A 22,263-nucleotide genomic window follows, 5' to 3' on the forward strand; every position below is an offset into this window, starting at 1 on the left:
TAATAACCTAGAACTATGAAAAATACAGGACCCATCCGTTGGGGTATATTAGCCTGCGGCGGAATTGCCCGCAAATTTGCAGACGATTTAGCCTTTGTAAAAGACGGTTATCTAGCCGCAGTTTCCTCTAGAGATATTTCCCGTGCCCAGGAGTTTGCATCCCATTACAGGCCAAATATCAAATGCTTTGGATCTTATGAGGAGATGTTATCCAGTGGCGAAATCGATGTCGTTTACATCGCGTCCCCGCACGGATTGCACCACGAACACACCTTATTGTGCTTGAACGCAGGCATTCCAGTCTTATGTGAAAAGGCATTTGCCATTAATTCCAAGCAAGTAGCGGAGATGATTAAAACCGCGCGCGAAAAGCAGATCTTCCTGATGGAGGCTTTGTGGACGCGTTTTCATCCGTCTATTGTGAAGCTGCAAGAAATTTTAGCTTCCGGCGTGATAGGTGATATCGTTCATCTGACAGCAGACTTTGGGTTTCAGGCGGAGTATATTCCGGAGGCACGCTGGTTTAATCCAGCTTTGACCGGCGGATCCTTATTAGACATCGGAATTTATCCATTATTCATCTCCAAATTCGTTCTCGGAAATCCCCTAGAATTGAAGGCTACGGGTGTGATGGCGCCTACGGGTGTGGATATGAATACCTCGATTGCCTTGAAATATAGTTCAGGCGCGACAGCCACCTTGTTCTCCACCTTTGCTACGAAGACGGATACGACTTGTGAAATACATGGTACTAAAGGAAAAATCCATATGCATTCCCGTTTCCACGAGACGAAAGGAATCACCGTGACGATTCACGAAACGGACGCTGAAACGTTCTACGAAACAGAGCGTCTAGGCTGGGGATATAGTTACGAGGCGGAGGCAGTGCAAGAAGATTTGCGCGCAGGTCGCACAGAAAATGCCTTGATGTCCCATGCATTCAGCACAGAGTTAATGGCTTTATTAGATGAAATACGTTCCCAAATCAATTTAAAATATCCCAATGAATAAGATCCTACTTTTCCTTTTCTTGTCTTTCAGCGCATTCGCACAGAAACCTCAGAACCGCTTCGAAAAAGAAATCCTTGTTTACGAAAAACAGGATTCCATTGCCATGCCTGCGAAAGGAATGAAATTATTCATCGGCTCCTCCAGCTTTCGTTTATGGAAGACGTTTGATGCGGATACCAAGGGAATGAATGCCTTTAACCGGGGCTTTGGCGGAAGTACATTAAAAGAGGCCTTGTATTATTTTGATCGCATGGTCGCTACATACCAATCTTCCTGGGTGTTTATGTATGAGGGAGATAATGATTTAACCATGGGAGCGAGTCCGGAAGAAATTGCGGCTCAGTTCGAAGAATTTTCTGCGCGATTAGCGAAGCAAGTACCCAAGGCAAAATTAGTTTTCGTGTCCGCTCGACCTAGTTTAGCTCGTGAGGCCTTGAAAGCCAAACAACAAGATTTGAATCAGCGAATTACGGCGATTGCAGCGAAGAAAAAAGGGCATTTTGTCATCGATATGCATTCGCCCTTTTATAACCCAGATGGGACGTTGATGCAAGATATTTTCGTATCGGATCGTTTGCACCTGAATGAAAAGGGCTACGTGATATTTGCGAAACAAATACAAAACTTCATTCATCAACATGCCAAATAGTGACATTTTAAAAGGTGATTGGCTGCCGAATATTTCGGTGGACTGTGTCATTTTTGGGTTTCAAGAGAATCACTTAAAGGTCCTTTTGTTGAAATTTAGAAATAACGAGGTCTGGTCTTTGGCAGGTGGTTTTATTGGGAAACAAGAGGATGTGGAAGATGCAGCTAAACGCGTTTTGTGGCAAAGAACCGGGCTGGAAAATATTTATTTACAGCAGTTTCATACGTTTGGAGATTTAAAGCGAAATATAGGTGCGATTGAAAAGCATCAAGAGATAAATTTAGCGATGGGGCGCTCTAATGATGATCTAAAATGGTTATCGCTTCGGTATATTTCGATAGGTTATTATGCCTTGGTAGATTATTTGAAAGTGAAGGTTACTCTAAATGAGGTATCTGACGAATCCGCTTGGATGGACGTAGATCAGATCCCAGCTTTATTTTTAGATCACAACGAAATCATTAAAACAGGTTTAGTGCATTTAAGGAGCTCGATTGATACAAAGTTAGCGGCCTTTAATTTATTGCCGGAGATATTTACGATGTCGGAATTGCAAAAAGTCTATGAGACGATTTTAGGGAAGGAATTAGTTAGAACGAATTTTCAGCGTAAGATGTTGAGCTTGGATATTTTAGAGCGAATCGAAAAGAAATATTCGGGTGGAGCGCACAAGGCCCCTTATTTATACCGTTTGGACAGAAAAAAAGCGGAGGCTTTTTTGAGCTCCGCTTCGTAATTTTATTATCCCATATTGTGGTAGACATTTTGCACATCTTCGTCTTCTTCTAGACGTTCGATGAGTTTTTCCACATCAGCCACTTGCTCCTCTGTTAGTTCTTTTGTCTCGTCTGGGATACGCTCGAAATCGGCTCCCATTAATTCATATCCTTTTTCTTCTAAGAATTTTTGGATACCTCCAAAAGCTGTGAACTCTCCGTAGATGTTTATTTGATTCGTTTCCTCGTCTAAGAAAACTTCATCCCCGCCTAAGTCAATCAAATCGAATTCTAATTCTTCTAGATCAATTTCAGGTTTTGCGGTTATTTTAAATACGGATTTACGCGCAAAAATAAAGTCTAACATTCCTGTGGTTCCTAAACTTCCACCACATTTAGTGAAGGAGGAGCGAATGTTTGCTACGGTACGGTTGATATTGTCGGTCGTTGTTTCTACAAGTATGGCAATACCGTGTTGTGCGTATCCTTCGTAAACGATTTCTTTATAATCTTCTTGGTCTTTCGAAGTAGCGCGTTTGATGGCACGTTCTACGTTTTCCTTCGGCATATTTACTGCCTTCGCGTTTTGAATAATCGCACGTAAACGGGAATTCGAGGCAGGATCACCACCGCCAGCTTTCACGGAAATCACAATATCTTTACCGATTTTAGTAAAGGTTTTGGCCATTTGACCCCAACGTTTGAATTTTCTCGCTTTTCTGAATTCGAAGGCTCTTCCCATAGTTCTGTATTTTACATTGCAAAAATAAAACAAGCTGATTGAATTCCGCTATCTCTGCTAAAAAAATTCCCCCCACAGTACCGCATTCTTAGGTCAGAAATTTGTTTAAATTGCAGAAATGAGAATATCCCTTTTGTTTTTTTTAGTTCTTCTATCTACGGCCATTTTTGCCCAAAAGAAGAATGAAAACTATAAAATGCACATCAAGCAAAGCACCGGAGCTATAAAAATCGACGGTGTATTAGATGAAAATGCCTGGTTTCAAGCGGCCGCGGTGAGCGATTTCATGATGTGTAATCCCTTCGATACACTTTGTGCTCAGCTCAGGACGGATGTGAAGATGGCTTACGATGATAAATACATCTATATTTCAGCGGAATGTTTTTTGAAAGAACCCGGGGCTTTTGTGGTGGAGTCGATGAAGCGGGATTTTGGCTTCGGGGTGAATGATAATTTTTTAGTTTTTATAGATACGTTTGAAGATAAGACGACGGGCTTTGCTTTTGGGGCAAATGCGGCTGGAGCACAGTGGGATGGTCAAATGTCCGAAGGATCAAAAGTGAATCTAAACTGGGATAATAAATGGGAATCGGCGACGACCTATAAACGGGATTCTTGGATTTTCGAAGCTGCGATTCCCTTTAAATCGATCCGCTATAAGGGTAACGTGAATCGCTGGGGGATTAATTTTTCTCGCTATGATCTGAAGGCCAAAGAAAAATCCGCCTGGGCTCCCGTCCCAAGGCAATTTCCTACTGCTGCCTTAGCTTATGCCGGAGTATTGGTTTGGGACACCCCACCACCTACACCTAAGAAGAATATTTCATTTATCCCTTATGTATTATCAGGGGCATCGGCAAATTATGAATCGAAGGATCCTACTTCCATGCGGAATCAAATAGGGGGTGATATTAAAGTGGCCATTAATTCAGGTTTGAATTTAGATATGACGTTGAATCCGGATTTCTCTCAAGTAGATGTGGATCGGCAGCAGACGAATTTGGATCGATTTGAACTATTTTATCCAGAGAAACGCCAATTTTTCATCGAGAATTCGGATTTATTTGATGGCTTTGGAACGGAAAGCATTCGGCCTTTCTTCTCCCGAAGAATCGGTTTAGCCTTAAATCCGAAGACGGGGATTTACGAGCAAACGCCCATTACTTATGGGGCTCGTTTAAGCGGTAAATTAAATCAGGATTGGCGAATCGGAGCTTTGAACGTACAGTCAGAGCGGATTGATGCAAAGGGGGTACCTACCCAAAATTATTCCATGGTTGCTTTGCAACGCAAGTTATTTGCCCGATCGAACTTTGGTGCCTATATGGTCAATAAACAATCCTTCATCGATACCGATTTGCAGCGTTCAAATGGATTTCAGAACTATAATCGTGATCTAGGATTTGAATACAACTTAGCCTCGGCGGATAATTTCTGGACTGGGTCTTTATTTTATGCTAATTCGATTAGTCCAATGCAGAAAGACCGGAGTTTTGCGCAAGCGGCTTCTTTGGCCTATAAAGACAATAACTGGACTTTCTCGGTGAAGGAATCCTGGGTAGGGGAAAATTATAATCCAGAGACCGGTTATGTCCCTCGACTGAATTATTTCCAGGTTCAAACCGACGCAGGAAAGAATTTCTACCCTAAGAATAAGTCGACGAATCTATTTTATACGACACTCTCCGTGATGTCGATGAGCTATTGGAATAACCAAGGTACGTTCACGGACAATACCACCTTCACGTCTTTTGAAGGTACAATGAAAGATCGTTCTACTTTTGGAGCCTACCTTTCCTATGATTATGTAAAATTATTGTATGATTTCGATGCGACGCGGATGGGGAATACGTCCTTGAAAAAGGGAACAGAGCATGATTGGTATGCGGTTAATGCACGGTACATGTCTTCACCCATTAAGGCATTTACGTATTCATTAACCTCTCGTTTAGGCGGCTATTATGGCAAAGGAATGCGTACTGGTATTACGGCTGATATCGGCTATCGCTTTCAGCCTTATGGTAGTGTGTCGGTTGCCTTGGATTATAATGACATAGTAGATGTAGCGATTCCAGGAACGGATGTGATGGTGGCGAAGAAGGTAGGCTCTAATTTTTGGATTATTCGCCCCAAAATCGATATCACCTTCACGAACAAATTATTTTTTACCACTTTCTTTCAAATCAATCAACAAACAAAAAATATTAATCTAAATGCGCGTCTGCAATGGCGTTATAAACCTGCCTCTGATTTGTTTTTAGTGTACACGGATAATTATTTTCCGGAAATCATGCAAATTCGTAACCGTGCAGTGGTGTTGAAATTAAATTATTGGCTTAATTTGTAATCAAAATAAAACAAACACTCTATGAAAAAGTACTTATTGCTATTAACCTGCCTAGTTTCTTTCTCTGTTTTAGCACAGAAAGCTATTCCATCTCCACCTGCAATTGTTATTCAAAAAGTAGGATCTACTGAAGTGATGATCAAATACGCACAACCGTCAGCTAAAGGACGTTTGGTTTTCGGAACGAAAGAAGCGAAAGCTTTGGTTCCTTTTGGGGAAGTTTGGAGAACAGGCGCGAACGAAGCGACTACTTTCGAAATTTCAAATGACATCACTGTTCAAGGAAAAACTTTAGCGAAAGGAGTTTATTCGTTATTATCTATTCCTGGTGCGTCTGAGTGGACAATCATCTTTAACAAAGAGGCTAAAATGTGGGGTGCTTATACCTACAAGGCGGCGAATGATGTTTTGCGTGTGAGCGCACGCGTTAGCGAGCATGCCCCTACGGAACAATTCACGATCGGCGTATCTGCGTCAGGTCAAGTGACCTTAGATTGGGAGAAAACGTCTGTTTCATTTTACTTGAAATAAAATCAAGTTCCTGATAAAAAAGCGGCTCAGTTATGGGTCGCTTTTTTTATTGCCAAAATTCGTTTGAAATCCACATTCCTTTGGCTATTTTTACTCGCAATTGACGATAAATAAAGAATATATGAAAAAAGTATTGATAGCAGAAGATAGCTCAGTGATCCAAAATCTAGCCAAGAAGATTTTAGAATTTCAAAATTTTCAGATCCACGCTGTGAAAAATGGTCAACAGGTTTTAGACGAATTAGCGAAGGCTGATTATGATATTATCTTATTAGATATCAATATGCCCGTAATGGACGGTATGGATTGCGCCCGTGCTATTCGTGCTTTAGCAGACAAGAAGAAAGCGGCTATCCCGATGATTGCGATCACAGGAAACGCACGTAACTATTCCATGGATGAGTTTAAAGCCGCTGGATTCAATGATTTCTTAGCTAAGCCATTGAACTTCGATTCCTTGGTTTCTCAGGTGAAAGCCTTAACAGAATAAGCGCATGTCCCCTTCTAAAGTAACGTTTTTAGGAACGGGAACTTCGCAGGGGATTCCGATGATCGCTTGTGACTGCACGGTGTGCAAGTCCACAGATGAGCGAGATAAGCGACTCCGCGTTTCGATTCATGTCGAAATAGGAGGTAAAAGCTTTATCATAGACACGGGTCCAGATTTTCGTCAACAGGTCCTTCGGGCTGGAATTAAACGTTTGGATGCCGTTCTGTATACCCACGAACATAAGGACCATACTGCCGGTATGGATGATGTGAGGGGATTTAATTACCACCAAAAATCTACTATTCCTTTGTATGCCCGCGCTCAAGTCATTGAGCAGTTAAAACGGGAGTTTGCTTACGCTTTTGGGGAAAATAAATATCCAGGTGCTCCCGAAATTGATGTATATGAGATCGATGGTACGCCTTTTACGGTACAAGGAATAGCTATTCAACCGATCTTCGTAAAACATTATTATTTAGATGTGCTGGGCTTTCGTTTTGGAAATTTTGCCTATGTGACGGATGCGAATGCAATCGCCCCAGAAGAGCAGGATAAATTACGTGGCTTAGATGTGTTAGTTATTAATGCCTTGCGCAAGTCGACGCATGTATCTCATTTTACTTTAGCGGAAGCACTCGAAGTGATCGCTGACTTACAACCTAAGCAAGCTTATATCACACATATTAGCCACCAAATGGGGCTGCATGCAGCAGTTAATGAAGAATTGCCGCCTAACGTTTCATTAGCTCATGATGGGCTTGTCTTAAACTTCTAATATGTCCCTACAAGCTGTTTTATTCGATATGGATGGCGTGATCGTAGATAATCTACCGTATCACGTGGAGGCTTGGTTGCTGTTTTGCGAGCGAAATGGAATTCCGTTGACTAAGGAGGTATTTTATAAAGAGCTGAATGGCATGAATTCGAAGGATACCTTTGAGTGGTTTTATAAAAGAGACATGTCACGGGCGGAAGTGGAAGTGTTAGAAGAAGAGAAAGAATTGCTTTACCGCGCTTTTTATAAAGAGCACCGTAAGCCGGCGAAAGGGCTGTTAGAATTTTTACAAGAATTGCGTTCGAGAGGAATTAAGACAGCCTTAGCTACCTCGGCGGGCCCCGGAAATATTGATTTTATTGTGGATGGTTTAGGAATTCGAGATCAGTTTGATGCCATTATCGGTGGAGCTGAAGTGACGAAAGGTAAGCCAGATCCAGAGATTTATGTGAAAGCAGCGGCTTTGGTGGGCGTCGCGCCTAAGGATTGCTGGGTGATCGAAGATTCCCTTCAAGGAATCGCGTCTGGTCTTGCCGCCGGCGCTCGAGTGGTAGGTATGACGACTTCGCATACGGCGGAAGAATTAGCACACACTCAGGTTATTACACCTAATTTTGTAGATTTGTTTTCTAAAATAGTCGCTCTATGAGAAACCTGTTTATCGTATTCTTATTAACCTGCACGGCATCTTTTGCCCAAAAAAGCCGCTATACCATGGAAATGGTACCAGGCAAAATAATCGAGGAATTCATTCCTGAATATAGGGGTTTGAAGCGCGATTTACCGCAAGGATATACGGAGAATATGCGGGCCATTTTAGCGCAAGCAGCGGCGATTAAATTAGATGCGTCGACGCAAACGAATGCATCCGCAAATATTGTTTTAACCTATGAAACAGCACCTCCAGCAGATGTGAAGGTTGTTTTCGAGAAGGCAGCTGCCGTCTGGTCTACTGTTTTTTCTTCCGATGTACCTATTAATGTCTATGTTAAATGGGCTTCGTTAGCGACGAACGTGTTAGGTAGTGCGGGAGCGACAGTAAATGTGCGCAATTTTGTGGGAGCAAATCGATTGAATACGTTTTATCCTGTTGCATTGGCGGAGAAAATGTCCCATAAAAACTTGAATGGAACCAATGCAGATATTGTAGCGACGTTTAATTCGGACTTTACGGCCTGGTATATTGGGATAGATGGAATGCCTACTATTAATCAAATCGACCTTTATTCGGTTGTTTTACATGAAATTGGGCATGGTTTAGGATTTATCGGTCAGGTGGGCGTGGAGGATGGGAAAGCTGGTTATGGCTATCCTGGGATATTTGATCAGTATATGGTCAATGAGGCGAATGTTGCCTTGACGGATACGAATAATTTTAAGAATCCATCAGCCGCACTTTTTACACAGGTGACCTCCGGAAAAATCAACTTATCTTCTCCATCTATTTTGCAGAATAATGGAAGTCCTGGGAAATTATATACACCCTCCGCATATTCGGCAGGGTCGAGTATTTACCATGTGGATCAGGTGAAATACCCGGTAGGTGATGCAAATGCCTTGATGACACCCCAAATTGCCCGTGGTGAGGTAACGCGAAGCATTGGTCCGATTGTGACGTCTGCTTTCAATGATTTCGGCTGGTATTCTTCGAACCTGATAGGCGAAGAATATGACGACACCGAGGATCAGGCATCGGATAAGGTCTTTTCGGTGAAGGTATATTCGGATACGCTTTGGGACGAATCGTCATTAAAACTCTATTTAGCCATCAATTCGACAATTTTTAGTCCTATTTCCGCTTTTACAAAAGCAGGAAATACCTATTCGTATACCTTGCCTAAGAGTGCGTCATCCCGAAATATCAAGTATTACTGGTATGCAAAGGAAAAATCGGGTAAGAAATTTGTGACACCGGCGGAGGCACCTATTGTTTCCGGCACTACACTAGGGAGCTATTTTGAGTTCAATATCGCGCCAGATACAACGAAGCCGATTGTTTTGTATGCGAATCCGTTGAAGTATATTTTCACCTCTCAAACCTCGGTTGCTTTACCTACGCTCTTAGCGTCGGATAATATCGGCATTGATACCATCTATATGGAGTATTCCATTAATAGCGGGGCTGCCCTGCGAAAAGGATTTAAGAAAGTGCCTGGCTTGAGCTTTAGTTTTACAAATAGTTTTGAATTCGCGTCTGGATTATTGAAGGCGGGTGATGTGATTAAATACCGGATTATCGTAAAGGATAAAGCTAAAACTACGAATACCGTCATCCTTCCCACTACAGGAACATACGAATTTGCTGTGATAGGGTTACAGGCGGCCGTGGCTAATTACCAACAGACTTTTGATACACCTCCTACGAGTGATTTTTATTTAAAAGGCTTCACTTTTGCGAAGCCATCCGGCTTTTCAAATACTGGATTGCATAGTGAGCATCCTTACGCGGATGGTACCGAGGAATCCTATAATGGGGCTGGCGGATCTGATAAATTTACGAATAATGACGCTGTTCTATTGAAACCGATTACACTTCGAGCGGACTCGTCTAAAATCTATTTTGATGAGGTTGTGCTGGTGGAGCCAGGAGAAACCGGAGCGTCTTTCTTAAATACAGATGGTTCAGTTAATCGCAGTTTTTATGATTACGTTACCGTTCAGGCTTCGAATGACTTAGGTAAAAATTGGTATAATTTAATCGATGGCTGGGATTCGAATTTTTCCACCATTTGGTTAAGTGTATACAATGCTAATTTGGATTCAAAGGGTAATTCGACAAGTGTGGGTACGTCTACGTTGGTCAAAAAACGAGAAATTGACATACTTTCTTCTGGGAAATTTAAAGCCGGCGATCAGTTAGTCTTCCGATTCCGATTAAACGCAGATGTGGGTGCACACGGCTGGGGCTGGGCGATTGATAATTTAAATATTCAAGGATCTGTGGCTCCGCCACCTCCTCCCTTAATTTTAGCGCTAGAACCGTTTACGCTGTTGCCAGAATTGAGGATTTCACCTAATCCGTCATCTCGCATGGTTCGTGTTCAATTAGCTTTAGGGTCACAGGACGAGGAAGTTCGCGCGGGTATTCTAGGTGCTGGAGGTCAATGGGTTCAGCAAGAAAGTATTCAGGTGAAAGGGGGGTATTTAGACAAGCAATTGGATATTTCATCTCTACCTGCAGGAACGTATTTTGTACAAGTAATCACGAATAGAAATATATATAATAAGCGAATTATTGTGGTTCGCTAAGGCCTAGCAAAGCTTTTTACTTATCTTTGCAGACTTACTCATTAAAATTAGCCCTATGTCTTGGTTTTCAAGAAAAGAAAAAGGAATTGTCACACCTACTGCTTCTAAATTAGATGCGCCAGATGGTTTGTGGTACCAATGTCCGTCTTGTAAAAAAGCGATTCATACACGGGAACACCGTTTGTTTGCCTACACTTGTTCGGGTTGTAATTACCACGAGAAGATCGGTTCGCAAGACTATTTTGAATTATTATTTGACAATTCTCTTTATACGGAATTAGATCCGATGATGGGTTCAGGCGATCCATTAGAGTTTACGGATACGAAAAAATATACGGATCGTATCAAAGCCACGGAATACAGCTCAGGCTTAAAAGATGCGGTTAGAACAGCTTACGGCGAGATCAATGGTTTGCCCATCACGATTGCGGCGATGGACTTTAACTTTATCGGAGGATCGATGGGTTCAGTGGTAGGAGAGAAGATTGCGCGCGGCATGCGTCATTCCTTAGAAACAGGCAAACCCTTCTTGATGATCTCTCGCTCCGGTGGTGCTCGGATGATGGAAGCTGGTTTTTCATTGATGCAGATGGCCAAAACCTCTTCCTTAATCGCCCTCCTCGCAGAAGCAAAAATTCCTTATGTCTCCTTAATGACCAACCCGACCACAGGTGGCGTCACGGCCTCCTTTGCGATGCTAGGTGACTTCAATATCGCTGAGCCAGGAGCATTAATCGGCTTCGCTGGCCCACGTGTGATCAAAGAAACAATAGGTAAGGATTTGCCTAAAGGATTTCAAAGCTCTGAATTCGTAGAAGAGCACGGCTTCTTAGATTTCATCGTCGATCGCAAAGATTTGAAAGACAAATTGAGTTCCTTATTAGGGATGTTGAAATAAAGAAAAAGCCAGCGGAGAGTTGGCTTTTTTGTTATAAATACTTTACGATTAGTTCTTTTCCTGCAACCAATTGAGGTATTCTTCCTGCGTTTCAAAAGCGATTACCTTAATCTCTATTTCATTTTTATCCACTTCTTTCCACATGTTTTTATAGATGGAAAGTAAGACTAACATGTTTTTAGAATAGGGCTCCTGAATTGTTAGTTTACCCTCATCGGAAACAATATTTATTCTCATCGAAGATTCATCTTCTTCCACTAACTCGATATCTTTTACTGAATCCCAAGAGAATATTATTTTCGATTCACTTTTTTCTAGGTAGTTACTATGGAGCCCATCCCTATTTACGTACAAGAAGCCAGATAATTCTTTGTCGGATACGTTTACTAAAGAGGTGAAAAAGAAAGGGTTGTGATTATTCGTTTCGTATCCTAGTTCGCTTAATGCCGTATTAATATAAACCAAACCTGGCAAGGCTTTTTCGTTCTTTATTTTCGCGGAAGCCTGGGAAATTAAATCATCGTTATTTAAATCAAAATCCCCCAAATTTATTTCAGTAGAGTCAGAATCGTCTGCCATGACAAAATCAGCCCAATTGATTTCATTTGAGTTTAAGTCCTTTTTAAACTCATCCAATCTTTCTTTTTCTGGCTGATCCTGTATTTTTTTCACTGTAGTTTGCCTTGAATTATTTTAGTAGCAAAGGAAATTACAAGATTTAGAAAAAAAAACAAAATGGGAATTAAAATAGGATTTTATTGTCATGATGAAGAGTTTGTTTAAAAAGTCTAATTGAGTCCAAGCAACGTCTTTTAAGATTCTTTAGGGAGTCTGAAAATTAAATATTGTGACAAAATGCACGCCAGGAACGGCGCGTATTTTTTTATTCCGGCTTTTTTTGCTTATTTTATTTAAAAGGAATAGTTCTATTTTGTATTATTATAGTGCAATTCCGTTTAATCAACGAAATAGTAAAATTTAGCCGTCATGATGAGCAAAAAACAATTTGGTGATCTTTGGGGTGGAACCTTCGGGCCACTTCTTCCTACAATGCCAATTCCTGATTACAATGATTATTTATTGCGAGAAGGGATGTTAGAGGATTATTTGGATATTTTTAGAGGTTATAGTACTCGAGAAAGAGAAGGTGCAATTAGAATGCCCTACCCTCATCCTTTTTTTAATGCTGACGGTACCCCTAAACTTGTAAAAACACCGTGTATAAAATATATACTAGTAGGGGAAGCGCCTCCTCGTTTAAATACACCCATATATAATAATTGTACTCCAATTGCAGGGGATACAAATAATACTTATATATATGACATTCGCCACGTTGGACAAACCCCTTGGGTATCTGCTCCAAGAATAGCATTTGGCGCACGTCCTTATAGACCATGTCCTCAAAATAAAATTGAGTGTTTATTAGATCTTGCTTCAAAAGGCGTTTTATTGCTTGACTTGTTTTCATTTGCAATAGATTTTACTACTGATATAAGGTCAAGCTTAAATGCAGCTGGAATAACGTTGAATTTTTGGAACAATCTATTAAATCCATATAATTTACAGGAACGTATTAATACATTAGGACCATTACTTTGTAACGATTGGGATTTGTCATTTGTGGCCCCATATACAATCTCTGAGTTTATTGTAAACCCAGCAAATGGATTTCCTCCCCTTACTATAGTTCCACCGGGATTGCATCCAGCTAACTTTAGATTATTAATGCCTGATCCAACTCGATGCGGAGGTAGCCCATTTAAAAAGGTTTGCATTTCTAGAGCTGGCTTTCCAAGTGCTCATCTGATAAGAATATCATTTTAGAACCTTATAACCCCGGACTATAAAATTCCATAAACTCCGTATGATCTGGTTCATCATCGAAGAAGTCTCGCATATCCGAGGCTTCTTCTGGTTTAAGGTGCATTGTATCAGGTTAGGTCAGCGCAGTCCCCTATTTTTAAGTAGCCTTCACTGACAAAATTGTCACTGAAACTTTCACAAGATTTTTTTTAGTTCTGAACTTACTACATATTTGTTTAAACCATTCCATCTGTTTTATGAAAGTTTTGTCAAAATCCCGATTTAAGCTAGGTTTAGAGTGCCCTAATAAGCTTTATTATACAGGAAAGCCGGCTGTTTTTCCGAACAAGAAATCAACCGATACCTTTATGCAGGCATTAGCAAACGGAGGTTTTCAAGTGGAGGAATTAGCGCGCATGCATTATCCTGGTGGGATTTTTATCGATGCAGAGCCTCATGAATACCAGAAAGCGTCGGATTTAACTAGGGATGCTTTGCAGCAAGAAAATGTCATTATTTATGAAGCGGCATTTTTAGTGGATGGATACTATGTGCGGACTGATGTTTTGGTCAAACAAAAAAATAAGATTCATCTGATTGAAGTCAAAGCTAAATCCATAGACCAGACTAAAAAAAATATTTTTAAAGGGAAAAAAAGAGGATTGGATGCTGGCTATAAACCGTATCTATATGACCTTGCTTTCCAGAAGAAAGTGGCTGAATTAGCCTTTCCTGAATTTAAATATAAGGCCTCCTTTATGATGGCAGATAAGACGAAGACGGCTAGTATTGATGGTATGAACCAGTTATTTCGCGTTCCCATGGGGGGCGATCCTAGACAAGGGATAGTTAAGCGGGTGAATACTTTGGCAGAAATCGGTAATTCCGTTCTGACCGAAATCGATGTGGACGATATTGTAGATGAAATCATTGATGGTATACATCCTTATTCTCAGGAATTAAATTTTAAAGCGTCGATGGTGAAGTTTAGAGATGCTTATGCGAACAGCCAATATTTAAATTCCAATACTTCATTTAGCGTGTGTAAAAAATGTGAATTTAAAGCAACAGAGGAGGAAAAGGCCAAAGGATTAATTTCCGGATTCGAGCAATGTTTTATTAAGAAATACCAGTGGACGGATGTGGAATTTTCTAAGCCAAGTTCAATGGAAATCTGGAATTTTCAAGCTACGAAGACCTTTCCGGAAGGTCGGATTTTAATGGAGAAATTAGTTACGGAGGATTTTGATGGAAAAAATAGAGATAGACAATGGATGCAAGTAGACAAAGCCGTTAAAAACGACATGACCATTGAGGTCAATAAAGAAGGATTGAAGGCTGAAATGAATAGCTGGGTGTTTCCTTTGCACATGATAGATTTTGAGACATCGACGGTTGCGTTGCCCTTTACGGCTGGTCGCAGGCCTTACGAACAGGTGGCTTTCCAGTTTTCGCATCACATCATTCATAACAATGGTCGAGTGGAACATGCGGATGAGTATATTTCAAATACGCCGGGGGAGTTTCCTAACTTTCATTTTGTCAGAGCCTTAAAGGCTGCTTTAGAGCATGATAATGGGACGATTTTCCGTTTTGCCACGCATGAGAATACTATTTTGAATGCCATTATTGATCAATTAAAAGTATCCACGGAACCTGATAAAGAAGTTTTAATTGATTTTATGAAGTCGATAACGGTTTCCAAAGCAGATAGTGTTGATAAGTGGTCTGGTGATAGAAAGATGGTTGATTTGAAAGACGTCGTTTTTAAATACTATTATAATCCTTACACGAAAGGATCGAATTCGATCAAGGCAGTTCTGCCTGCCATATTAAATTCTAGTTCCTTTTTGCAAGCTAAGTATGGCCAAAGTATTGGGCAGGTAGGTGTGTCAAGTTCTAATTTTTCACCAGAGCATATTTGGTTAAAGAAGGATAATGGGCGGGTCGTTAATCCCTACAAAATGTTACCTCCCTTGTTCGAAGGTTGGACGGAAATGGAATTAGAGGATAACGTTTCCGAGATGGATGGAATTGCGGATGGAGGTATGGCATTAACGGCTTATGCTAAGTTACAATACCAGGATATGACAGATAAAGAACGCGGTGAAATTACAGGCGGATTATTGAAATATTGTGAGCTTGATACGCTCGCTATGGTCATGATATATGAGCATTTTAAAGAAATATGCCCCTAAGTTTAAGTGATTTTTTGTCACTGACTTATATAGGTTTAGTTATAATAGAGGCCAAAAAGAGACTAATAATGTCTTTTTTGGCCTTATTTTTTGTCTCTGTAAATAGACTTAAATGCCTGATGGTTAAGACCTTGTATTGTTAATGTGTAGAATTATTCGGAATTTTGCATCGTTAAATCTGACCAAAAGAAAAGAATGAGTAAACAGAACAAAATAGTCGCCGAAGCACTTTATCTACCATCAGAAGGGGTCTACCAGCTGAATGATGAGAAAGGTCGTGTGGCTATGGTTCGTAAGGATTTAATCGATGATAATAAATTAGAAATTATCGATGGTGTCATTTTTCTGACGCACGGTCAATACGAAGCCTGGTTTAAAGTAGAGGAGCGAATCAAACGTGATGAAGCTCTTTTTAGACCTCATGTTTACAAGTTCTTTGAAAATCGGGAGTACCTAGTTGCGCATCCGGAATTATGTAATAAATATTCCACGGAGTTTGGTGCATTTAGTTACTGTAGTGTGTCCCCTAGTTTAGGGGCTTTAGCTCTTTCCTTTCATCAAGGGGAGAGAACAATGGAATGCCAATATTGTCAACAAAATGCCCATTTGTTTAGATCAATTGGATCAGTTTTGAGTGGGACTTCTTCACAAGACTATATTTGTGAGAATGCTGCTTGTCAAAAGTTAAATACGATTAGAAAAGGCGGAATGGGTGAAACAGTTAAGTATTTTATGAGTCTTACGGAGACTTATGCAAATCTTTATCCTACTGCTAAATCGTATAAATCTTTAAGTTACGCTGAGATTCTTTCAGCGCTGCCAGTGTAAGGCTGTAACCTTACATCTAATTCATTTCATTTTTTATTCTCCGGAACTTTGTGCTACAATGTTCGAGGGGAATTTTATCAACAAAAACCTTATAAATAATATGGCGAATATAAAGAATTGCCTTAAAATGAAGAACCGGATCATCGGAAGGATGGAAGCCGAGTTTGCAAAAGCGAGCCGTTACAACTCCATTTCGGAGAAAAACAGACGGCCTTACAGTGTGTTTGAGTCCTTGAAAAACTACGAGGACCTGGCGATGGAGTTAGTGGAACTAAAGACCAAGCTACATGAAGCGAACGTAAAGGGAGGAATGTTACAGAAAATATTCCTACTGGCAGAATTGAAGACAGAAGCGAATAAGTTACAAAACTTAGATTGCTCTGAAGGAGCAGTAACTAGCCGCTACGATAGTACTGAAACGATTAAGACGGCGGAAATGACCGTGGAGGTAAGAGACGCTATAATAATGAGCCTCCAGGATCGCATAGATGCGATAGAAGAGGAGTTAGACCGCTTTAACCATGACACGGTTCTAGAGGTAGAGTAAGAAATACGGGCGCTCATAAGGAGCGCCCCATACAATATTGTTAGGGGGAGAGAATAGTTAGAGATCAGCACCCATTTATAGCCATATCGCACGCTATCGATAGTCGATCTAGAACCTGTATTCAAAATTCAAGATTCCAAGAGTCAGCATTGCAACCTGTCAAAGTTCAGCGTTCTTTCAAGCTAATCTTAATTATCCTTGAACCCTAACATTTTATTAAACTAAAACCTATCCACCTATGACCCAATCCGAATATAAATTATTACTGGAAGTATTAGCTATTGAGACTTATTCGAAAGATGAGGGTGCGATGATTGAATTTTTGCTCGCGTTTTTTACAAAACACGGAATCCGTGCCTGGCGAGATGAAATAGGGAATGTGTATGCCGAAAAAGGGGAAGTGGGAGCTTACCAAAAATACCCTTTGGTCGTAGCTCATACGGATACGGTTCACCGTATTCACGGGAATGAGATTATCCCGAAGAAATTACTTTTACCTAATTATGCGGGAGAATTGAAGCCAGCTTTGAAGGGATTTGATGCTAATGATAATCCGGTAGGCTTAGGGGCCGATTGCAAGGTTGGAATTGGAATTTGCTTGATCCTATTTTTAAGACAAACTGTACTTAAGGGGTTTTTCCCTGTACAGGAGGAGATAGGAGCCAGAGGAGCAGAGAAAGTGGATGTTTCCTTTTTGCAAAACGTAGGCTATGCCCTTGAGTTTGATAGCCCGGCGAATACGTCCTCTATTACCTTAGGAAACCAGCTGATGTATAACCCGGAAGATGAAAAGGGATTAGGCAAGATTTGGACAACATTATTATTAGAGTTCTCTGAAAAAAGAGAAACAGAATTTACGTTAGAGCAACATTCGTATACGGATATTGTGAAATTACGCCCCCATTTTACTTGCTGTAATGTGCCGGTAGGATATTATTTATACCATACTACCTCGGAGTATTTAGTGGAGGAAGAAGCATTTATGGCCCTGGATTTAGGGGAGGAGTTAATAAAGAGAGCGGGTTACCGTTATTATAACGATGAACCACACCCTAGAGTGAATAAATTGATTACCCAGTTTAATTTAAATACCATGGAAATAACCGGAGAATTATAATTTATTAGAACCAAAGTAGCGGAGGTATTTGACTTTAAAATTTTTTGCATTTTTTGACGTCAAACAGCACTAGTTAATTTTGATTTTGTCATTCAAAAATGCCACTTATTATCTATAATTGACTCATAATGAAAAAATTAGGTCTAAAAATTGTCACGATTAATATTTAAATAAATGACTTACTTTTGACACTAGCGTATTTGAAATTCAGAATTAATTCTAACTTTGTGGTCTACCGCAACGGGGATGAAATAACCCGAAAAGAACTAAACCGTTTAATCAATGAAAGAGTCTAAAGTCAGTTCGAAAGTCATAAAAAGCTCTACCACTCAGGAGAATGTCTTAAAGCTTTTGGTGTTTCTATTAGAGGCAGAGAAGCCAGTTCCCATGATTAGTTTAGAGCGTCTTTTTGGTGGTGGATTCGAGGCGGTAAAGGACAAAAAGAGAACGATTTATCGCTATTTGAATATCATCGAAGAAAAGTGGCAAATCGAATTGATTCGCGGGGACCAGTATTCCATTAAAAAGAAGGCGGCATTTCAAGCAACGGAATTGAACTCGCAGGAAGCACAAGCTTTGTATTTTTCTGCTGGAGACATTATTGATCCCGATGTGCGCTTAATGACACAGGCTAAATTGCTACGTATCTACCAAGAGCGTCGTAAGAAGGAGGATTTGATGCCTAAGCGGACTCTAGAATTGATTGATTGGTGTGAGCAGCATATTAACATGGCGAAGATTAAGATGCAGATGTTGATTAAGAATTATTCGAGTATTATTTCTGGAGTGATTGCTGATCGGCTTGTGGTACCCATCTCCTTCAATATGGAGAATTTAGAGATTTATGCTTACGATCTCGAGGGAGGAAATGTCTTGAAGGTTTTTAAGTTAGAACGGATGGATGGGATAGAGAAACAAAAAGATAAAGCCCCTAAGGAGCTGAAATTAGATAAGTTTGAGATAAAGCGGGATCCATTTGGCTATTTAATTGAAGGAAAGGAATTATTATATCTAGACCTTAGAATGGATTTAAAAGCGTTTGTTTTGTTCTCCTTGCACTTTAGTAAGCTAGTGCCTAAAATAGAGAAATTAGAGGGGGATGACCTAGATAAACCCTACCGAATAGAGTTAGAATTATTGCGTGTGGATCCGATGGCCGGATGGATTATTGGTCTCATTAATCACTTGGACATTGTAGGCAGTTCGGATTTTAAGGAATCGATGAGATTCTACTTTGACAAATACGTTTCATCACAATTACAATCTAAATTACAATCCTAAATATGCAATTACCCTTGTTAGTTTTTGAGGAGTATGTGGAATTATTCCGTAAGAAAGTCGCGAACTTAGAGAAGGATTCATCCCCTAAACGTCGTAAGTCTCGTCCGTCTAAAGAGGAGGATGAGTTTGATTTAGTGCTAGATGGGCAGGATGATTCGAAGGTAATTTCAGAATTAGGGGTTTCAGCTTTTTTACAGAAGTTTAAAGAAGTTTTGCCAAAGAATGACGTAGATAAATTTGAGTTTTTAGTAGAAGCCCATCACCGTCAAGTGATCCAATTTTTAGCACCGGAGGAGAAATTTAATAGTTCTATTAAAGTAGTTTTTCAAGACGTTCCTCAGTCAGATGATGCTAAGTCAATCATTGACTTTTTAGAAGTATTCTTTTCTTTCTCCTTTCTTTCTAAAGAGTTGGGGATTTCCGCGCGTGGTTTTCCGGCCTTAATGATTGCGAAGGCTAAGGAGTGGTTTTCTGATGCGCCATTGGTTCACAAGTTAGGTGAATTAGAGAAGGAAAGTGATGCCTTTTTCTTGTTGTATTCCTTAGCAAATTATGTAATCGATGGAACAAGCAAGTGCATCGAAATGCCTCGATTTAAAAAGTATGTTTCCGCTAAAGAGTTTTTGTTCTTTATGCAATCGGTGAACAGTGCAACTCATCCCTTATTAAAGTCGAATGATTGGAATATGGAGAAGGATATGTGGGATGATGAGATTTCTGTCACTACAACGAAGAAATCGATCAGCTTGATTATGCCTGATTTCGAGCAGGGTATTTCAGAGTCGTTTGATGGCTTTGAGTTAATCGCTCCTAGCGATATTAATTCAGTTAGTTTGCACTATTCTGCAAGTACTCAAGCCTCTTTAGATCGCTTAAAATCAGTGTTAAGATCTTGTCCTTCTGAGGTATGGGAAACGCGTCGCTTGGGTGTCATCTTAGCAGGGGAGTCAGGTGCTGGAAAGACGGAATTTGTAGCGCAAGCCTGTAGAGAATTAGGCTACTATTATATGAATGTAGCCTCGCTTAATAATATGTACGTAGGGAAAACAGAGGAAAACATCAGACGCGTGTTCGAGGTAGAGTATCCTAAATTGATGAAAAAGTATAACAACAAGGTTGTCTTGTGTATCAATGAGATGGATAATTTAATTGGGGCCAAAACACCCGTTACGACTTCTAGCGCCTTTCACACAAACGCCGGCATATCCCAAATCTTACGTAGTCTCGATACCTTTAAAGGCATCATTGTAGGGACCTTAAATGAGTTAAGCCCAGAGCGTTGCGAGCCAGCTTGTATTCGTCGTTTTCAATACTTGATTAACTTCAGCTTGCCTGATTTTGAAGCAAGAAAGTTAATATGGGCTTCACGCGAAGGTTTTTGGCAACAAAACCCAATGTTGATTAGCCGCTTAGCTCAATTTGAGTTATCTGGTTCTGACATTCACTCTGTCTGTGAGAAAGGCTTTTTCTTACAGTTTTCCGGAAATGAATTTGCTGAAAACACTTTATTCGACTTGATTGACGAACAAGTGGAATTAGGAAAGAAAACACGTTATACAAAATCAGTCGGTTCGTCTATCGGCTTTCAAAAAATTGCTAGTTAAACTACACATTTTAAATTTATGTAACCATGGAAGATATCAAATGTCCTCATTGCCACAAAGTTTTCAAAGTAGATCAAGCAGGATTTGCTGACATCGTGAAGCAAGTACGTGATCACCAGTTTGAAGAGGAGCTTCAAAACCGTTTAGATCAAGCGGAGCAGGCGAAGAATGCAGCGGTGGAGTTAGCGAAGGCTAACTTGAGAAATGAGCTTCAAGCATCTTTAGCTCAAAAGGAGCAGGAGATTGCAGCCATGAATGCGGAGAGAGAAAGAGCTGTTCTTGAGCAACAATTGAGAGTATCGGAAGCTGTTAGCGCTGTCGTAGAGGAACGTAATGAATTAGCTACTCAGTTGAGATTAAAGGAAACGGAACAGGAGTTGGCAACTAAATCCATTAAAGAACAGCATACGACTCAAATGAGTGCCATGCAAGAGCTCATTCGTATTAAGGAGGCCGACATTCAACGCTTAGCAGATATGAAAGCAAGACTTTCAACCAAGATGGTAGGGGAGACCTTAGAAAAGCATTGTGAAATTGAGTTTGAAAAGTTGCGCCCAACGGCATTTAGAAATGCAAGTTTTGGGAAGGACAATGATGCGAGTTCGGGAACTAAAGGGGACTATATTTTTCGTGAGAAGGACGAGACGGGTATTGAGCTAGTTTCGATTATGTTTGAGATGAAGAATGAGACCGATGAGGGGAATTCTAAAAAGAAGAATGAGGAATTCTACAAAAAGTTAGATAAGGATCGTACGGAGAAGAATTGCGAATACGCGGTTCTTGTTAGTTTGCTGGAACCAGAAGATGAGATTTTTAATGCAGGAATTGTCGATGTGTCTCATAAGTATGAGAAGATGTTCGTTGTTCGCCCCCAATTTTTTATTCCCATCATCTCGTTATTGCGTAATGCAAGTATGGGAGCGATGCAGTATAAAACAGAACTAGCGGCTGTGAAGGAGCAGAATACTGACATTACCAATTTTGAATCGAGTGTTACTTCATTTAAAGAAGCCTTTGCTAAAAACTTCAAAAATGCGAGCACTAAGTTTGAATCAGCAATAGCAGAAATTGACAAGAGCATCAAAGCACTTACCAAAGTGAAGGAAGACTTACTTCTATGCGAAAATCACTTGCGCCTGGCCAATAATAAAACAGACGACTTGACGATTAAAAAGCTTACGCGCAATAATCCCACCATGAAGAAAATGTTTGATGATTTGGGAAATGATGGGAGTTCGGTGGAAGTAGTGGAGGAGTAATTGGTGAATTTTATATTTGGCACCTTCTCATCAATGTTAAAAGTAAAAAATAGTGAAGGACGAAAACAATACTATTTTCTACTAACACGGCACTATCCCATTAACTGTGTAAGTAAAAAATAAAGGGTTCGGATTTTCATTTAAATTCGGACCCTTTTTTCAAATATAGCCAAAAACTGGTTAATAATAATTCCCCAATTATGAATTGGCATACT

20 protein-coding genes are annotated in these 22,263 nt (G+C 40.3%); 18 read left to right on the forward strand and 2 right to left on the reverse strand.

All coding sequences use genetic code 11. The features are described 5' to 3' along the window. Positions 1-15: 15 nt before the first annotated feature. The 3 genes from ACST13_RS06255 to ACST13_RS06265 are packed head-to-tail and all read left to right on the forward strand — an operon-like array spanning position 16 to position 2,396. A complete protein-coding gene (locus ACST13_RS06255; protein WP_459522360.1) occupies positions 16-1,011 on the forward strand; it encodes a Gfo/Idh/MocA family protein in 996 nt (331 codons plus the stop codon). Continuing rightward, positions 1,004-1,660 carry a GDSL-type esterase/lipase family protein gene (locus tag ACST13_RS06260; RefSeq protein WP_459522361.1) on the forward strand — a complete coding sequence of 219 codons (657 nt, stop codon included), beginning with the start codon at positions 1,004-1,006 and terminating at the stop codon, positions 1,658-1,660. The genes ACST13_RS06255 and ACST13_RS06260 overlap by 8 nt, the downstream gene beginning before the upstream one ends. Further along, the gene (locus ACST13_RS06265) at positions 1,650-2,396 is read left to right on the forward strand and encodes an NUDIX hydrolase (protein WP_459522362.1); all 747 of its coding nucleotides are present in this window, start codon (positions 1,650-1,652) and stop codon (positions 2,394-2,396) included. Before ACST13_RS06260 ends, ACST13_RS06265 begins: the two co-directional genes overlap by 11 nt. Positions 2,397-2,401: 5 nt before the next feature. Here ACST13_RS06265 and ACST13_RS06270 read toward each other — a convergent pair whose 3' ends face one another. Continuing rightward, positions 2,402-3,118 (reverse strand): YebC/PmpR family DNA-binding transcriptional regulator, encoded by a 717-nt coding sequence (locus tag ACST13_RS06270; protein ID WP_459522363.1) that lies wholly within the window; start codon positions 3,116-3,118, stop codon positions 2,402-2,404. A 118-nt stretch (positions 3,119-3,236) separates the two neighbouring features. Here ACST13_RS06270 and ACST13_RS06275 point away from each other — a divergent pair, with 118 nt between their 5' ends. From ACST13_RS06275 to accD, 7 genes are all read left to right on the forward strand, one after another. Continuing rightward, on the forward strand, positions 3,237-5,465 hold the full coding sequence (locus tag ACST13_RS06275) for a DUF5916 domain-containing protein (RefSeq protein WP_459522364.1): 2,229 nt from the start codon (positions 3,237-3,239) through the stop codon (positions 5,463-5,465). Positions 5,466-5,486: 21 nt separating this feature from the next. Continuing rightward, the gene (locus ACST13_RS06280) at positions 5,487-5,996 is read left to right on the forward strand and encodes a DUF2911 domain-containing protein (RefSeq protein WP_459522365.1); all 510 of its coding nucleotides are present in this window, start codon (positions 5,487-5,489) and stop codon (positions 5,994-5,996) included. A 121-nt stretch (positions 5,997-6,117) separates the two neighbouring features. Further along, positions 6,118-6,486 carry a response regulator gene (locus ACST13_RS06285; protein ID WP_459522366.1) on the forward strand — a complete coding sequence of 123 codons (369 nt, stop codon included), beginning with the start codon at positions 6,118-6,120 and terminating at the stop codon, positions 6,484-6,486. A 4-nt stretch (positions 6,487-6,490) separates the two neighbouring features. After that, entirely contained in the window at positions 6,491-7,261 is a 771-nt protein-coding gene (locus tag ACST13_RS06290) for an MBL fold metallo-hydrolase (protein WP_459522367.1), read from the forward strand. 1 nt (position 7,262) lies between these two features. After that, positions 7,263-7,910 (forward strand): HAD family hydrolase, encoded by a 648-nt coding sequence (locus ACST13_RS06295; RefSeq protein WP_459522368.1) that lies wholly within the window; start codon positions 7,263-7,265, stop codon positions 7,908-7,910. Continuing rightward, positions 7,907-10,510, forward strand: coding sequence for a T9SS type A sorting domain-containing protein (locus ACST13_RS06300; protein WP_459522369.1), 2,604 nt, complete (start codon positions 7,907-7,909; stop codon positions 10,508-10,510). Before ACST13_RS06295 ends, ACST13_RS06300 begins: the two co-directional genes overlap by 4 nt. 55 nt (positions 10,511-10,565) lie before the next feature. Further along, a complete protein-coding gene (gene accD / locus ACST13_RS06305) occupies positions 10,566-11,408 on the forward strand; it encodes an acetyl-CoA carboxylase, carboxyltransferase subunit beta (protein ID WP_459522370.1) in 843 nt (280 codons plus the stop codon). Between the two features lie 48 nt (positions 11,409-11,456). Here accD and ACST13_RS06310 read toward each other — a convergent pair whose 3' ends face one another. Then, on the reverse strand, positions 11,457-12,080 hold the full coding sequence (locus ACST13_RS06310; RefSeq protein ID WP_459522371.1) for a hypothetical protein: 624 nt from the start codon (positions 12,078-12,080) through the stop codon (positions 11,457-11,459). A 315-nt stretch (positions 12,081-12,395) separates the two neighbouring features. On the opposite strand from ACST13_RS06310, the gene ACST13_RS06315 reads away from it, so the two are divergent. From ACST13_RS06315 to ACST13_RS06350, 8 genes are all read left to right on the forward strand, one after another. Continuing rightward, positions 12,396-13,235, forward strand: a complete 840-nt coding sequence (locus ACST13_RS06315; RefSeq protein ID WP_459522372.1) for a hypothetical protein — start codon at positions 12,396-12,398, stop codon at positions 13,233-13,235. Positions 13,236-13,471: 236 nt separating this feature from the next. Further along, entirely contained in the window at positions 13,472-15,412 is a 1,941-nt protein-coding gene (locus ACST13_RS06320) for a DUF2779 domain-containing protein (RefSeq protein WP_459522373.1), read from the forward strand. Positions 15,413-15,607: 195 nt separating this feature from the next. Next, positions 15,608-16,240: a hypothetical protein gene (locus tag ACST13_RS06325; RefSeq protein WP_459522374.1), complete on the forward strand. Its 633-nt coding sequence runs from the start codon at positions 15,608-15,610 to the stop codon at positions 16,238-16,240. Between the two features lie 127 nt (positions 16,241-16,367). Further along, a complete protein-coding gene (locus ACST13_RS06330) occupies positions 16,368-16,787 on the forward strand; it encodes a hypothetical protein (RefSeq protein ID WP_459522375.1) in 420 nt (139 codons plus the stop codon). A 238-nt stretch (positions 16,788-17,025) separates the two neighbouring features. After that, entirely contained in the window at positions 17,026-17,904 is an 879-nt protein-coding gene (locus ACST13_RS06335; protein ID WP_459522376.1) for a hypothetical protein, read from the forward strand. A gap of 282 nt (positions 17,905-18,186) precedes the next feature. After that, positions 18,187-19,185: a hypothetical protein gene (locus ACST13_RS06340; RefSeq protein WP_459522377.1), complete on the forward strand. Its 999-nt coding sequence runs from the start codon at positions 18,187-18,189 to the stop codon at positions 19,183-19,185. Between the two features lie 2 nt (positions 19,186-19,187). Beyond that, positions 19,188-20,789 carry an AAA family ATPase gene (locus ACST13_RS06345; protein WP_459522378.1) on the forward strand — a complete coding sequence of 534 codons (1,602 nt, stop codon included), beginning with the start codon at positions 19,188-19,190 and terminating at the stop codon, positions 20,787-20,789. A gap of 26 nt (positions 20,790-20,815) precedes the next feature. Continuing rightward, the gene (locus tag ACST13_RS06350; protein ID WP_459522379.1) at positions 20,816-22,048 is read left to right on the forward strand and encodes a DUF2130 domain-containing protein; all 1,233 of its coding nucleotides are present in this window, start codon (positions 20,816-20,818) and stop codon (positions 22,046-22,048) included. Positions 22,049-22,263: the final 215 nt, after the last annotated feature.

Source organism: Aquirufa sp. A-Brett2-W8, from assembly GCF_054558755.1.

What these genes read in the sequence shown, in the direction of transcription:
- ACST13_RS06315 (WP_459522372.1), top strand. Translation starts at nt 12,396, where the DNA reads ATGATGAGCAAAAAACAATTTGGTGATCTTTGGGGTGGAACCTTCGGG.
- ACST13_RS06345 (WP_459522378.1), top strand. Translation starts at nt 19,188, where the DNA reads ATGCAATTACCCTTGTTAGTTTTTGAGGAGTATGTGGAATTATTCCGT.
- ACST13_RS06330 (WP_459522375.1), top strand. Translation starts at nt 16,368, where the DNA reads ATGAAGAACCGGATCATCGGAAGGATGGAAGCCGAGTTTGCAAAAGCG.
- ACST13_RS06290 (WP_459522367.1), top strand. Translation starts at nt 6,491, where the DNA reads ATGTCCCCTTCTAAAGTAACGTTTTTAGGAACGGGAACTTCGCAGGGG.
- ACST13_RS06260 (WP_459522361.1), top strand. Translation starts at nt 1,004, where the DNA reads ATGAATAAGATCCTACTTTTCCTTTTCTTGTCTTTCAGCGCATTCGCA.
- ACST13_RS06335 (WP_459522376.1), top strand. Translation starts at nt 17,026, where the DNA reads ATGACCCAATCCGAATATAAATTATTACTGGAAGTATTAGCTATTGAG.
- ACST13_RS06280 (WP_459522365.1), top strand. Translation starts at nt 5,487, where the DNA reads ATGAAAAAGTACTTATTGCTATTAACCTGCCTAGTTTCTTTCTCTGTT.
- accD (WP_459522370.1), top strand. Translation starts at nt 10,566, where the DNA reads ATGTCTTGGTTTTCAAGAAAAGAAAAAGGAATTGTCACACCTACTGCT.
- ACST13_RS06270 (WP_459522363.1), bottom strand. Translation starts at nt 3,118, where the DNA reads ATGGGAAGAGCCTTCGAATTCAGAAAAGCGAGAAAATTCAAACGTTGG.
- ACST13_RS06325 (WP_459522374.1), top strand. Translation starts at nt 15,608, where the DNA reads ATGAGTAAACAGAACAAAATAGTCGCCGAAGCACTTTATCTACCATCA.
- ACST13_RS06295 (WP_459522368.1), top strand. Translation starts at nt 7,263, where the DNA reads ATGTCCCTACAAGCTGTTTTATTCGATATGGATGGCGTGATCGTAGAT.
- ACST13_RS06350 (WP_459522379.1), top strand. Translation starts at nt 20,816, where the DNA reads ATGGAAGATATCAAATGTCCTCATTGCCACAAAGTTTTCAAAGTAGAT.
- ACST13_RS06255 (WP_459522360.1), top strand. Translation starts at nt 16, where the DNA reads ATGAAAAATACAGGACCCATCCGTTGGGGTATATTAGCCTGCGGCGGA.
- ACST13_RS06265 (WP_459522362.1), top strand. Translation starts at nt 1,650, where the DNA reads ATGCCAAATAGTGACATTTTAAAAGGTGATTGGCTGCCGAATATTTCG.
- ACST13_RS06320 (WP_459522373.1), top strand. Translation starts at nt 13,472, where the DNA reads ATGAAAGTTTTGTCAAAATCCCGATTTAAGCTAGGTTTAGAGTGCCCT.
- ACST13_RS06340 (WP_459522377.1), top strand. Translation starts at nt 18,187, where the DNA reads ATGAAAGAGTCTAAAGTCAGTTCGAAAGTCATAAAAAGCTCTACCACT.
- ACST13_RS06285 (WP_459522366.1), top strand. Translation starts at nt 6,118, where the DNA reads ATGAAAAAAGTATTGATAGCAGAAGATAGCTCAGTGATCCAAAATCTA.
- ACST13_RS06275 (WP_459522364.1), top strand. Translation starts at nt 3,237, where the DNA reads ATGAGAATATCCCTTTTGTTTTTTTTAGTTCTTCTATCTACGGCCATT.
- ACST13_RS06300 (WP_459522369.1), top strand. Translation starts at nt 7,907, where the DNA reads ATGAGAAACCTGTTTATCGTATTCTTATTAACCTGCACGGCATCTTTT.